The organism is Sphingobium sp. B2D3A (assembly GCF_025961795.1).
Classification (GTDB): domain Bacteria; phylum Pseudomonadota; class Alphaproteobacteria; order Sphingomonadales; family Sphingomonadaceae; genus Sphingobium.
The window spans coordinates 3,549,322-3,561,749 of sequence record NZ_JAOQOI010000001.1; the positions used below are offsets into that span (position 1 = coordinate 3,549,322).

At 65.1% G+C, this 12,428-nt stretch carries 13 protein-coding genes; 1 reads left to right on the plus strand and 12 read right to left on the minus strand.

Annotation, left to right across the window (positions count from 1 at the left end):
- Window positions 1–9 precede the first annotated feature (9 nt).
- The 7 genes from argF to nadB all read right to left on the minus strand — a co-directional run bounded on the left by argF (window position 10) and on the right by nadB (window position 8,078).
- The gene (gene argF / locus M2337_RS16560) at window positions 10–939 is read right to left on the minus strand and encodes an ornithine carbamoyltransferase (protein WP_264571123.1); all 930 of its coding nucleotides are present in this window, start codon (window positions 937–939) and stop codon (window positions 10–12) included.
- On the minus strand, window positions 936–2,135 hold the full coding sequence (locus tag M2337_RS16565) for an aspartate aminotransferase family protein (RefSeq protein ID WP_264571124.1): 1,200 nt from the start codon (window positions 2,133–2,135) through the stop codon (window positions 936–938). Before M2337_RS16565 ends, argF begins: the two co-directional genes overlap by 4 nt.
- Before the next feature lie 116 nt (window positions 2,136–2,251).
- Complete coding sequence (locus M2337_RS16570; RefSeq protein WP_264571125.1) at window positions 2,252–2,767, minus strand: serine O-acetyltransferase; 516 nt, start codon at window positions 2,765–2,767, stop codon at window positions 2,252–2,254.
- Complete coding sequence (locus M2337_RS16575) at window positions 2,764–3,804, minus strand: glycosyltransferase family 2 protein (protein WP_264571126.1); 1,041 nt, start codon at window positions 3,802–3,804, stop codon at window positions 2,764–2,766. The genes M2337_RS16570 and M2337_RS16575 overlap by 4 nt, the downstream gene beginning before the upstream one ends.
- On the minus strand, window positions 3,801–4,841 hold the full coding sequence (locus tag M2337_RS16580) for a glycosyltransferase family 2 protein (protein ID WP_264571127.1): 1,041 nt from the start codon (window positions 4,839–4,841) through the stop codon (window positions 3,801–3,803). The genes M2337_RS16575 and M2337_RS16580 overlap by 4 nt, the downstream gene beginning before the upstream one ends.
- 86 nt (window positions 4,842–4,927) lie before the next feature.
- Window positions 4,928–6,151, minus strand: coding sequence for a class A beta-lactamase-related serine hydrolase (locus M2337_RS16585; protein ID WP_264571128.1), 1,224 nt, complete (start codon window positions 6,149–6,151; stop codon window positions 4,928–4,930).
- 322 nt (window positions 6,152–6,473) lie between these two features.
- Entirely contained in the window at window positions 6,474–8,078 is a 1,605-nt protein-coding gene (nadB, locus tag M2337_RS16590) for an L-aspartate oxidase (protein ID WP_264571129.1), read from the minus strand.
- 228 nt (window positions 8,079–8,306) lie between these two features.
- Between nadB and M2337_RS16595 the strand changes: the two genes are divergently transcribed.
- Window positions 8,307–8,975 carry a PEPxxWA-CTERM sorting domain-containing protein gene (locus tag M2337_RS16595; RefSeq protein WP_264571130.1) on the plus strand — a complete coding sequence of 223 codons (669 nt, stop codon included), beginning with the start codon at window positions 8,307–8,309 and terminating at the stop codon, window positions 8,973–8,975.
- 89 nt (window positions 8,976–9,064) lie between these two features.
- On the opposite strand, the gene M2337_RS16600 is transcribed toward M2337_RS16595, so the two are convergent.
- The 5 genes from M2337_RS16600 to M2337_RS16620 all read right to left on the minus strand — a co-directional run bounded on the left by M2337_RS16600 (window position 9,065) and on the right by M2337_RS16620 (window position 12,405).
- Window positions 9,065–9,985: an ABC transporter ATP-binding protein gene (locus tag M2337_RS16600; protein ID WP_264571131.1), complete on the minus strand. Its 921-nt coding sequence runs from the start codon at window positions 9,983–9,985 to the stop codon at window positions 9,065–9,067.
- 39 nt (window positions 9,986–10,024) lie between these two features.
- On the minus strand, window positions 10,025–10,723 hold the full coding sequence (locus M2337_RS16605; RefSeq protein WP_264571132.1) for an ATP12 family chaperone protein: 699 nt from the start codon (window positions 10,721–10,723) through the stop codon (window positions 10,025–10,027).
- Window positions 10,724–10,731: 8 nt separating this feature from the next.
- A complete protein-coding gene (locus M2337_RS16610; RefSeq protein WP_264571133.1) occupies window positions 10,732–11,022 on the minus strand; it encodes a purine permease in 291 nt (96 codons plus the stop codon).
- On the minus strand, window positions 11,019–11,678 hold the full coding sequence (locus tag M2337_RS16615; RefSeq protein ID WP_264571134.1) for an HAD-IA family hydrolase: 660 nt from the start codon (window positions 11,676–11,678) through the stop codon (window positions 11,019–11,021). The genes M2337_RS16610 and M2337_RS16615 overlap by 4 nt, the downstream gene beginning before the upstream one ends.
- A 136-nt stretch (window positions 11,679–11,814) precedes the next feature.
- Complete coding sequence (locus tag M2337_RS16620; protein WP_264571135.1) at window positions 11,815–12,405, minus strand: nuclear transport factor 2 family protein; 591 nt, start codon at window positions 12,403–12,405, stop codon at window positions 11,815–11,817.
- Window positions 12,406–12,428 lie beyond the last annotated feature (23 nt).

Below are 12,428 nucleotides of genomic sequence, written 5' to 3' on the forward strand. Positions count from 1 at the left end.
CGGCTGGTCCTAGCCAATCAGGCCCGCCGCCCAGAGCAGCACCGACTTCTGGGCGTGGAGGCGGTTTTCGGCCTCATCCCAGATCAGCGACTGCGGACCATCAATCACCTCTTCCAGCACCTCTTCCCCGCGATGGGCGGGAAGGCAGTGCAGGAACTTGGCGTCGGGCTTGGCACGGGCCATCAGCGCGGGCGTCACCTGATAGGGCATCATCGCGCGCAACTTGGCCTCGCCGCCGGCCTGACCCATGGAAATCCATGTGTCGGTCACCACGACGTCCGCGCCGCTGGCCGCCTCCACCGCATCGCGAGTGAGCGTGATGGTCGCACCCCCAGCCCGCGCCGCCTCGGCAAAGCGCGGATCGGGATCGAACCCTTCCGGCACGCCGATGCGCACATCGAACTTGAACAGCCCGGCCGCCTCGATGATCGAGTGCAGCACATTATTGCCATCACCCAGCCAAGCCCACTGGCTACCCGGCAAGGCAAGGCCATGCTCGATGACAGTCAACAGATCGGCCATGATCTGGCAGGGATGCGAGAGGTCGGTCAGGCCATTAATCACCGGAACGGTCGCATGATGCGCCATTTCCTCGATCTTGGCGTGATCGTCGGTACGGATCATGATCAGATCGACCATGCGGCTCAGCACCCGGGCGGTATCCGCCACCGTTTCGCCACGACCGAGTTGGGTCGTGCCGCTGTCCAGGATCAGCGACGAACCGCCGAGCTGGCGGATCGCCATGTCGAAGCTGACACGCGTACGCGTCGAGTTCTTCTCGAAGATCATGGCGAGCGTGTGGCCCGCCAGCGGCGCGTCCTTGTCGACAGCGCCCTTGGGCATGCCCGTACGCGCCGCCTTGCGGTCCATCGCATCGTTGAGAATGGCCGCGAGCGCGTCGCCGCCTGCATCCGTGAGATTGCGGAAATGCCGGATCATGATGCGTTCGCCTCTGCCTTGATGCTGGCGGCCCCCGCCGAAAGCTTGGCGATCGCTTCGTCGATGTGACTCTGCTCGATCACCAGCGGCGGCAGGATGCGCACGACATTCTCGCCAGCCGACACGGTCAGCAGGCCATGATTGTCGCGCAGATGCGCCACGAAGTTGCGTGCCTCCACCTGCGGCTTGAGCTTCACGCCGAGCATCAAGCCGAGGCCCCGCACTTCCTCGAAGACATCGTCATGATTGGGGATGAGCTGCTCAAGCGCGCCGCGCAGCCGCTCGCCGGTTGCCGCGACCTGCTCCAGGAAGCCCGGCTCGAGCAGCACGTCCAGCACCGCCATGCCCGCCGCCATCGCCAACGGATTGCCGCCATAGGTGCTGCCATGGGTGCCGAACACCATGCCCTTGGCGGCTTCTTCCGTCGCAAGGCAGGCGCCGAGCGGAAAGCCGCCGCCAATGCCCTTGGCCACGGCCATCACGTCGGGCTTCACGCCGTAATGCTCATGCGCGAAGAACTTGCCGGTGCGGCCATAGCCACACTGCACTTCATCGAGCACCAGCAGCAGCCCGTGCTTGTCCGCCGCCTCGCGCAGGCCCTTGATGAACTCGGGCTTCCCGGCGGTCAGCCCGCCCTCGCCCTGCACCGTCTCCACGAGGAAGCCGGCGGTCTCATCGTCGATCTTGGAGAGCGCCGTCTCCAGATCGTTGAACGCGACATAATCGAAGCCGGGCAGAAGCGGCTCGAACCCGTCGCGCATCTTCGGCTGGTCGGTGGCGCTGATCGTGCCCAAAGTCCGCCCGTGAAAGGCGTTCTTGAACGTGATCAGCTTGTGCCGCTGCGGGTTGCCATTGGCGAAGTGATAGCGCCGCGCGGTCTTGATCGCGCATTCCACCGCTTCCGCGCCGCTGTTCGTGAAGAACACCGTATCGGCAAAGCTGTTCTCGACAATGCGCTGCGCAAACGCCTCACCCTGCGGCGAGCCGTAGAGGTTGGAGACGTGCATGAGCGTCGCAGCCTGCTCGGAAATCGCTTTCACCAGGTGCGGATGGCCATGGCCCAGCGCGTTGACCGCAATGCCGCTGGCAAAATCCAGATAACGCTCGCCGCGCTCGCCGATCAGATAGCAGCCCTCGCCTCGCACCGGACGCACATCGCACCGGGGATAAACGGGCATGAGCGGGGTGATAGACATAAGACTACTCTTCCTTCCTCGCACGGCTTTTCAAACAGAAAAAGGCGGCCCGTGCGAGGCCGCCATCGTCAGGGGGTGGCTATAGCTGTGTGCGGACTGGTTGGCAAGAAAAGCGCCTAGCGGACCTTCACTACCGCCGGGACACCGACCGCGAGGGCACCGGGGGGCACATCCGTCATCACCACCGCGTTCGCGCCGATGGCGGCGCCATCGCCAATCGTCACGCGCCCCATGATCACGGCACCGGCGCCGATGTTCACATTCCGCCCGATAATCGGGGCTTCATCAAGCCGTTGCAAGGACCGCAAGCCCAGCGTGCAGTTCTGCCGAATGATCGAGCCATCGCCAATGATGCTGGCCCCGTGCACCACGATACCGCCCTGATGCTCGACGATCACGCCCCGGCCGATCGTCGCGGTATAGGGAATCTCGATGCCATAGACATTGCGGCAATGCCGATAGCCCCAGCGATAGATCATGCTCAGCGGCGCCCGCAGCAGCTTGGAGCGCACCGTCATCCGCCAGTTGCCGAACCGGTGCCAGAACAAGGTGCGGAAACCCGGCCGGGTCCATTCGCGCCCATGCGCCGCATAATCCTCGCGCACGAGCTGACACATGTCTTTGAAGCTCATGGCCGCGCACTCCCTTCTGCGCCCTTATATTCGATAAGCCGGGCAGGCCCTCCCCCCCGCGCGCGCAGATGATAGCGCGCCAAGCCGCCGAATTGCGCGAACTTGCCGAGCATCATCCACAGACCATAGCCCATGGCGAAGCGCAGGGGCGACCCCGCCGCGCGCTTGCGGGCCGCGATCCGTACGACCTGAGCGGGATACATCAGCAGCATCGCAAGCGCAGCCCAGATCAACGGCGCAACGCCCGATACCAGCCCGAGCAGGATCGCGCCCAGGATGAGGAGCGGGATCATACCGCCCCACAGCAGGATGCTGTTGCGCTGGCGGCGCCAGCTCGGAAATGCCGCATCGCCATGACGCGCGACATGCTCGGCAAAGGCATAGCCGGCCCGGCGCGCACGCAGCCATTGTTGGCGCGCATGGTGAATGTCGGCATCGTGCAGCGTCATTTCCGCGTCGATCCGCCGCACCTGCCAGCCCATCCCACCAAGACGCAGGCAAAGGTCAGGCTCTTCGCCGGCAATCAGGCTGCCGTCATAGCCATCGGCTTGCGACAGCGCCGCCACGCGGAACAGCACATCGCCCCCACAGGCCTCGACCAGCCCAACGGGGACATTCCATTCATCGTCGCACAGCGCGTTGTAGAAGCTGGCAGCGGGGAAGCGCTCGCGACGCCGCCCGAAGACCGCGCACAGTCCCGGCTCGGCATCCAGCGCCTGTTCGGCCCGACCGATCCAGTCCGGCGCAAGTTCGCAATCGCCATCGACGAATTGAACGAAATCGAGCGTGGGATGATCCGCCAGCAGGCGCCGCCATCCGGCATTGCGCGCACGCGCCGCAGTGAAAGGCGTCGCGACATCCAGCTCCACCACGCCAATGCCGAGGCTCTGCGCGAAGGCGATGCTGCCATCCGTCGAACCCGAATCGACATAGATCACCGGACAATCAGCCGGCGCGCTTCTGAGGCAGCGCTTCAAGCGCTCGCCTTCGTTCCGGCCAATCGCCACGATGCCCGTGCGCGGCGCCACGACGCTCATGGCGCGGTCCAGCCCGGCGCACGGTCCGCCGGCTCGTCCCACCGGGGGATGGAGGCGCGCCCATCCGCCCGCTTGGGCCAGAAGCCATGCCGCAAGGTCATCGACACCTCCTGCGGAACGGCATCGGCCCTCGGCCCACGCAACGGGCGCAAGGCGAGCGCCAGCGCCCGCCCGGCAAGCCACGCAAGGTTGGCACTGAACAGCCGCGCAACGCCGCCGGTGCGCACAAAATAACGCCGCCGCGCCTCGAAACGATAAGCCGGATAGGGCCGCACCGCGACCTGCGCCCCGCTCGCGACGCCCGTGGCGGCCCCGGCAATATGGATCACGCGGCTGCCCGGCACGAACCACATCTCCCAGCCCGCGCGGCCCATGCGGTGCATCAGTTCGACTTCCTCGAAATACAGGAAAAAGCCGTCGTCGAACAATCCGGTCTCTCGAAGGGCCGCACTACGAAACAGGACGCTGGCACCGGTGAGCCAGTCTGCCATGACAGGCGCGTCACCCTCGACCAAAGTCGGCGCAATGCCGAGCATCGTTCCGAGCTTGGCCATGCCGCACCCCCGGACGAACTCCCGGCCCGGCGTCGGGAAGCGAAAGGCGGAGCCGGCCAGCGCGCCATCCGGCTCCAACAGGCGACTGCAAACGGCCCCGGCGCGCGGGCGCGCGCGCATGGCCTCCAGCAAGGCCGTGATCGCGCCGGGCTGGACCAGCGTGTCTGGATTCAGCACATGAATGAAGGCCGGCGGCGCGGGGCGCTGGAGCAGGCGCAACATCGCCTGATTATTGGCCCAGCCAAAGCCGCCATTGCGCTCCAGCGGCAGCACCGTGACCCAATCGTTCCACTCAGGTTGAGCGAAATGCTCGGTGAGTTTTTCTGCCGACCCGTCAGCCGAGCCACCGTCAACCACGATGACCTCGAACGGCCCTGCCTGTGCTCGTTCCGCAACGAGCGAGTCCACGCAGCGGATGACATAATCCGCCGTCCGGTAATTGACGATGACGATCGCGAGATCGGAAGGAGAAGTGGCAGGCATGTCGGTTCCGATAAGGCATCATGGGCCGGCGCGGTCGACGCCGCCCCGCCCCGCTCTTAGCGGCATTTCCTAAACGAAAGCTATGGTCAGCGCGCGGCGCTGTAGCGGGCGCCGCCCTGATGCAGCGTGCCGACCGCACGGGAGACCGCCTGCATCAGCTCCCAGCGCTGTGGAATGCCCACCGTTGTCTCGCCGATCATCACCGCAATCGCATAGCTCGAGCCATCCGGCGCGGTCATGATGCCGACATCATTATAGCCGGTCGAACGCGGCGCCAGATCCTGCCCGGTGCCGGTCTTGTGGAGATAGGTCCAGCCCGCCGGAACGCCGGCCTTGATCCGTTGCGGACCGGTCTTGGCGCGCTCCATCGTCGCCAGCAGGATTTGCGTCGAAGATGGCGAGAGCATCTCGCCTTTCTGGAGTCGTGCCAGCGCCCCCACGATGGCCAGCGGCGCGGCGCCATCAGGCGGATCGGCCAGATAGCTGTCGAGCGCGCGCTCGCGCACGGAGCGGGGCAGGTTGGACCGCGCCGCATAGAAGTTCCGCCCGGCGGACATGTTCTGCGACCAGGTCAGCCCGGCCGTCTGGCTCTGCAACAGCCGCTCGCCGGGGCCGAACCTGATGCTGTCCGTTCCGATAAACCGCCGCGCCAGATAGCTGCGCACGGCTTCCGGCCCGCCAACGGTGCGCAAAACCGAATCGTTCGCGGTATTGTCACTCTGCGTCATCGCCCGCTCGAACAGGCTGCGCAGCGAGGTGGTATAACCCTGCTCGCTGTTCACCAGCGCCGCGATGGGCTGATGGAAGAGCGTCAGGTCGGACGGGCGAATGGTGACATCCCGGTCCAGCGTCAGCTTGCCGCGGTCCACGGCATCGAGCATGGTCATCGCCACCCACAGCTTGGAGACGCTCTGCTGCGGGAACAGCAGATCGCCGTTGTGCGAGACGGTCCACCCCGCATCCACGCTCTGCACCGCGATGCCGACCTTGCCATTGAACTGGCGCCCGAGCGCCTGAATGCTGGCAACCAGCGCGGGCGGCGCCGCTGTGACCGGCACGCGCGGCGTGGGAACGGCATTGCGATTGGGCAGCCAAGGCGCGCTCACCGTGCCGCCGCGCTGCACCCGCTGAACGGCGGCCTGCTGCGGGACCGGCTGCACCACTTCGCGCGGCGGCGCGTAGCGGACGGCGGGCTGCGCCGGCGCCGCGATCCGCGCGCTTGGATGTGTCGATGACGGAATGGCGGTGCACGAACTCGCCAATGCAAGCACCGCGAGCGCCGCCGACAATGGCCCCAGACCCTGCCTCACGCGCTGAAATCTTCCTTGCCGAACATAGGGATATACTGACCGAGCCCTGCGCATAATTCCAGAACGAAGCGATCAGTTGCGGTGTACCGAATCCCTTTTGCGACAAAGTGAGGATGTCGCGGGAACAAGCGCTGCCCTAATTATTGCAAATCGCAACGGTTTGATCTCTGTCAAAGCGCGCACTGCCGGCATCGCCCATAAACATCGTGACGCGACGATCCGCAGTCGAAGCGTTGAAGGCAGCTCTGCTGTTTTCCCTCCTAGTCAGAACCTCAGGGCGCGACGGCCTGGCCATCGCGCCCTTTTTTTGCTCATTCTGACGTCAGGGCACCAGCACCGTGTCGACAGCCTCCGGCAGCATGTCGGGGTGATCGAGCGTGTAATGCAGGCCGCGGCTCTCCTTGCGCTTGAGCGCGCTGCGAATGATCAGCCGGGCGACTTCGAGCAGGTTGCGCAGCTCGATAAGGTCGGACGTCACGCGGAAATTGCCGTAATAGTCATCGACTTCGCGCGCGAGCAGGTCGGCGCGGTGCTGCGCCCGCTCCAGCCGCTTGGTCGAGCGGACGATGCCGACATAATCCCACATGAACCGCCGGATTTCCTTCCAGTTATGGGTCACGACGACTTCCTCGTCGCTGTCCGTCACACGGCTTTCGTCCCACGCCCGGATCGGCGGCGGGGCGGGCAGATCGGCCCATGTCGCGCGGATGTGATTGGCAGCCGCCTCGCCGAACACGAAGCATTCGAGCAGCGAGTTGGAGGCCAGGCGATTGGCGCCATGCAGGCCGCTTTCCGTCACCTCACCCGCTGCATACAGGCCTGGCAGGTCGGTGCGGCCATCAAGATCGATCACCACGCCGCCGCAGGTGTAATGCTGCGCCGGCACCACCGGAATCGGCTCCTTGGTGATGTCGATGCCGAGACTCAGCAGCCGCGCATAAATGGTCGGGAAATGCTCCTTGATGAACTCGGGCGGCTGGTGGCTGATGTCGAGATGGACATAATCCAGCCCCAGCCGCTTGATTTCATGGTCGATGGCGCGGGCCACGACATCGCGCGGCGCGAGTTCACCGCGCGGATCGAACCGGTCCATGAACCGCTCACCGCCACCGGGCACGCCGGCGGGCAGTTTGAGCTTGCCGCCCTCGCCCCGCATCGCCTCGGTAATCAGGAAGTTCTTGACCTCCAGATTGTAAAGGCAAGTGGGATGGAACTGCATCATCTCCATGTTGGAGACACGGCAGCCGGCCCGCCAGGCCATGGCAATCCCGTCCCCGGTCGCGCCACGCGGTGCAGTCGAGAACAAATAGGTGCGGCCTGCCCCGCCAGTCGCGAGGATCGTCGCCCGACCCACAAAGGCTTCCACGCGCCCGGCCTTGCTGTCGAGCGCATAGACGCCCCACACCCGGCCATCGCCGGAATAGCGCTCGCCATGACGGGAGGTGATGAGGTCGATCGCGACCATATTCTCCATCAGGGTGATGTTGGGATTGGCGCGCGCGGCCGCCATCAGCGCGACCTGCACCGCATGGCCGGTCGCATCATCGACATGCACGATGCGGCGGTGCGAATGCCCGCCCTCGCGCGTGAGATGCCAGCGCTCGCCAAAGGCCTCGCCCGCGTTGAACGGCACGCCCAGCGCCGCCAGCCTCTCGATCGCGGCAGGTGCCTCCGATACGACGAACTCCACCGTCGCCCGGTCGTTCAGCCCCGCGCCGGCGACCATGGTATCCTCGACATGCGCCGCAAAGCTGTCCCCGCCATCGAGCACCGCAGCAATGCCGCCCTGCGCCCAGTTGGTCGATCCGGAATCGAGCGCGCCCTTGGCAAGCACCAGCACCCTGTGGGTCTGCGCCAGGTTAATGGCGGCGGTCAGGCCGGCCGCGCCCGATCCGATGATGATGATGTCATGCGTGGAGATGGTCATGCACAAAGTCCCGAGCGGCCGCGTGGTGGAATGGCGCGCAATGCCGTGTCCTAGCCTGCGCGCGGCGCTTTGCAATGCGGCAGCTCGTAATAGACTGATCGAGAACGATCTTTCCGATTATTCGGCGGAAACTCAAGGGAAGATAGTTAACGAAGAGGAAATATATCGCGAAATGGAGTACAAAGCGTCGTGTGACGCCTTGTGCGTTTGCGTGTGGGAGAAAAGATCATGAAATCACTTTATTTTCTGGGGACGGCTGTCGCGCTCGCCCTGACTGGCCCCGCCATGGCGGCCAATCTCGTCACCAATGGTGGATTCGAGTCGGGCAGCTTCAGCGGCTGGTCGTTGAGCAATGTCGGCGGCGGCACGGCTCCGGTCGTGATCGCTTATGGTCAGGGCTCGGGCTACCCGACCGGTGCCTATGGCGAATCCATTCCCGCCCCGGCTGGCGGCGGCACCTATGGCGCCTATTTCTCGTCCGACACGGCCAACCCTGACTCGCTCTCGCAGAGCGTGAACGTGGTTGCCGGCGTGAGCTACTATCTGTCGTTCGACTATTTCGTGCCGCTGAATGGCTATGGCAACCCGTTCGACGCCTCGCTCCAGTTCCTGATCGACGACGTGCCGGCTGGGCTGAGCCTCACGGCGGGCAGCGTGAGCGGCACCACGCCGCAGACCTGGTACACCTTCACCACGCAGTTCACCGCGACGAACAGCGGCCCTGCCAATCTGAAGTTCAACTTCTTCGGTGACGGCAGCACGGCCGCCGACTTCGTGGTCGACAATGTGTCGATGGCTGCGGTTCCCGAGCCGGCGACCTGGGCTCTCATGATCGGCGGCTTCGCGCTCGCCGGCATGCAGCTGCGTCGCCGTCGGGTTTCGACCAGCTTCGCCTGAGCCCCGCTCAGTCTGAACACATGAAAGGCCGCCGGTGCAAATCGGCGGCCTTCATTTTGCGCATCATGTCTGACGCATGAGAGATTTCTTCAACCGTCCGCGCGGGTGAGAGTCAGGAAGACGTCTTCAAGGTCAGGATCATGCGTGGAGACGTCCACGATGCTGTAGCCCTGCGCCTGTACGACATTGAGCACATCGCCCGCCGTGGCCTTGTCCTTGAGATAGGTGATCTTGAGGCTCCGCGCTTCGGACCGCTCGACCCGCTCGAACCGGTCATGCGCGGGCAGCGTGCCGAGGTCGCGGTCGACGGTGACTTCCACCACCTTTTCCCGCGCCATGCCGACCAGCTGGCGCGTCGGCTTGTCCGCGATCAGTCGCCCATGATTGATGATCGCGATGCGATCGCACAGCTCCTCGGCTTCCTCCAGATAATGGGTGGTGAGCACGATAGTCACGCCCTGCGCATTGAGCGAGCGGACATAGGACCAGAGCTGCTGGCGAAGCTCGATGTCCACGCCTGCCGTTGGCTCGTCCAGCACGAGGATTGGCGGGGCATGGACCATCGCCTTGGCGACCATCAGCCGCCGCTTCATGCCGCCCGACAGCGTGCGCGAATAAGCCGATGCCTTGTCCTCAAGATGCACCGCGCGCAGCAGGTCCATCGAGCGCCGCTCCGCCTTGGGCACGCCATAATAGCCGGCCTGATTTTCCAGCGTTTCCAGCGGCGTGAAGAAGGGATCGAACAGGATTTCCTGATTGACGATGCCGATCGAGAGCCGCGCGTTGCGCGCATCCTTGTCGATATCGAACCCCCAGATCCGCGCCGTACCGCTGGTCTTGTTGACCAGCCCGGCGAGGATGTTGATCATCGTCGACTTGCCGGCGCCATTGGGGCCCAGCAGGCCGTAGATGCTGCCGCGCGGCACGGTGAGGTTCACGCCGTCCAGAGCGCGCTTGCCGCCCTTGTAGGTCTTGCAGAGATCCTGAATTTCGAGAGCGGCTTGCGTCATGGTTCGCGCCCTAGACCAAATCGCGGAGCAAGGGAACGCTCAGCGCTCGGCCGCCAGCGCGCAATAGCGCGCCGCGTTGAGGAAATCAGCGCGACGACGTGCAAGCCGCGCGCCCTCTTCGGCATCCTCGCCCCATTGCTCGGCCTGCCAGGCCTCGTCCAGGCTCGCCGCCGCGAACAGATCCTCCGCCGACAGCCTGCCTTCCATCAGCGCGAGCGAACCCACCAGCGTGCCGCTGATCTGCACGAGCGTGGCAAAGCCTGCGAGCAGCCAGGGATCGAGCGCTTCGACGGCGGCGCGTAGGCCAGCCAATGTCAGCGCGGGCTGATCCACCGGGATGATGCCCTGCGTGACGACGAAGGCGATGCCAAAGCGCTCGCCAGCCCAGTCGAGCAAGGGCTGCCATTGGGCTTCCTGCCGCGCGATCAGCGTCTGCGGTCCATCGGCGCGGTAGCAGAGCAGATCGCTTTCGGCATAAGCGGCCACCTGCCCGCGAAAGTCGCCCAGCGCCGGCAGCACGCGGTCGATCGTCGCATTGGCAAAGCCGGTCATCGGCATGGTTGCGGGGTCGATCTCCTCGCCCTGCCCGTTCCATTCCTCCGCAATCGCCTGCGCCAGCGCCGCACCGGGCACGATCAGCAGCGCGCGCGCAGGGGTGCGCACCGCCCGCCCGTCCAGCCCGATCGACCAGCCGTCCTCGCTCGCAATTGCCTGCGCGGAAGTCCAGAACCGCTTCATGTCGGGGCTTAGCCTTTGTCCTTCGGCGTCGCGAACGCGCGCGCCAGCATCCGGGGCACAATGAGAAACTGGATGAAGCCGACGGTGGAAACGATCACGCCCATCCACTTGGCCTTGTCACCCTGCACCCAATCGAACCGCTCCAGCGAGATTGCCATGCCGAACAGCAGGATGAACGCGCCGGACAGCCGGAACAGGCCGATCGCGTAAAAGCGCTGCTTGGCTGCGGCCGCACGGCGGGCCTGCGCTGCGGCATCGAACGGGTCCGGACCGGCGCTGTTGGGTGTCGTCTCTGTCATGAAAGGCCGATATGGCGCGCCAGCTCGGCACTGTCCATGGCCACGGATGCAGCACCGGCTTCGATCAGCTCTTCGGCGCGATGATAGCCCCAGGCGACGCCCAGCGCCTGGACCCCGGCCGCCCGCGCCATCAGCATATCGAAGCTGGTATCGCCGATCATGACAGCGCTGGCCCGCTCGACGCCCGCCTCGGCAAGCGCCGCCCCGATCATCGCCGGGTCCGGCTTGGAGGGATTGCGATCCGCCGTCTGCAACGAAACGAAGCGCTTCGACATGCCATGATGTTCGAGCAGCAGCCGCAAGCCCCGCTCCGATTTGCCGGTGGCGATGGCGAGCAGCCAGCCCTGCGCTTCGAGCCGATCCAGCAGGTCGGCAATGCCCGGGTACAGCGGCTCGCGCAGCCCACCGGAGGCGCGCAGATGCTGGAAGCGCAGCTTATAATGGTCGCAAATTTCGTCGCGCAGCGCGTCGGAGCCATCGGGCACCAGCCGGGCAATCGCATAAGGCAAGGAGAGGCCCACCACCGAAAGGCACTGCTGGCGGTCGGGCGGCACCAGCGACACCGCGCGAAACGCGCCATCCATGGCCTCGATGATGCTGTGCTGGCTGTCGACCAGCGTTCCATCGCAATCGAAAATGGCAAGACGCAGGCTCATGACAGGCGAGGCATCCGGATCAGGCGGGTGTGGCTGGACGGGCAGACCGTCCAGCCGCCCGTGCCAGACGCGCCGAGGGCACGCAAGGCCAGCGATGGCTGCCCCTGCGGACATCGCGCGAGGACAACACAGCCGGTCAGTCCGATTGCCGCGGGTCCTTCTCGCCCAGCTCGGGGTAGAACAGCGCCCGATTGTGGCGGGATTCGTTGAACACCGCGCGCTTGGAAAACAGCCATTTGCCGTCTTCCTTCACATAATCCTCGATGACATGGCCGAAGTAGAGCACCTGCACATCCGTCTGCGGCGTATTGTTCGTGAGCGCGAACCAATACACGCGGCCCGACGCGGTCTTGCCGTCCGGGTTCACCGTGATGTCGTGGTTGAGCACATAATGGCGGGTGCGTGGCTGCGACTTGGCGTCCGCTGGAATCGTCGCCTTTTTCGCGATCTGGGCGCGCCACTCCTCGATGGCCTTGCGGATCGCTTCGCGGCCATGTTCCACCCCGCCAATCCAGTCCAGCACGCCATCACTGGCGAAGCTCTCGGCATAGGTCTCGGCATCCCGCGCGTCGGACGCGATCATGAGCCGGTTCGACAGGTTGACGATTTCGGCGCGCGCGACCGCATAGTCTTCGGCCGAAAGGCTCTGAGCCTGGGCATTACCGGTCATGGCCAGCCCCATCGCTACGGCCGTCAAAGCCAGGCACCGCAGTCTCGTCATGGCCATATCTCTCTCCTCCTGTTTTTGCA

Bases quoted from the DNA above. Each gene is read 5' to 3' on its own strand.
- argF (WP_264571123.1), bottom strand. From the start codon at position 939: ATGATCCGGCATTTCCGCAATCTCACGGATGCAGGCGGCGACGCGCTC.
- M2337_RS16565 (WP_264571124.1), bottom strand. From the start codon at position 2,135: ATGTCTATCACCCCGCTCATGCCCGTTTATCCCCGGTGCGATGTGCGT.
- M2337_RS16570 (WP_264571125.1), bottom strand. From the start codon at position 2,767: ATGAGCTTCAAAGACATGTGTCAGCTCGTGCGCGAGGATTATGCGGCG.
- M2337_RS16575 (WP_264571126.1), bottom strand. From the start codon at position 3,804: ATGAGCGTCGTGGCGCCGCGCACGGGCATCGTGGCGATTGGCCGGAAC.
- M2337_RS16580 (WP_264571127.1), bottom strand. From the start codon at position 4,841: ATGCCTGCCACTTCTCCTTCCGATCTCGCGATCGTCATCGTCAATTAC.
- nadB (WP_264571129.1), bottom strand. From the start codon at position 8,078: ATGACCATCTCCACGCATGACATCATCATCATCGGATCGGGCGCGGCC.
- M2337_RS16595 (WP_264571130.1), top strand. From the start codon at position 8,307: ATGAAATCACTTTATTTTCTGGGGACGGCTGTCGCGCTCGCCCTGACT.
- M2337_RS16600 (WP_264571131.1), bottom strand. From the start codon at position 9,985: ATGACGCAAGCCGCTCTCGAAATTCAGGATCTCTGCAAGACCTACAAG.
- M2337_RS16605 (WP_264571132.1), bottom strand. From the start codon at position 10,723: ATGAAGCGGTTCTGGACTTCCGCGCAGGCAATTGCGAGCGAGGACGGC.
- M2337_RS16610 (WP_264571133.1), bottom strand. From the start codon at position 11,022: ATGACAGAGACGACACCCAACAGCGCCGGTCCGGACCCGTTCGATGCC.
- M2337_RS16615 (WP_264571134.1), bottom strand. From the start codon at position 11,678: ATGAGCCTGCGTCTTGCCATTTTCGATTGCGATGGAACGCTGGTCGAC.
- M2337_RS16620 (WP_264571135.1), bottom strand. From the start codon at position 12,405: ATGGCCATGACGAGACTGCGGTGCCTGGCTTTGACGGCCGTAGCGATG.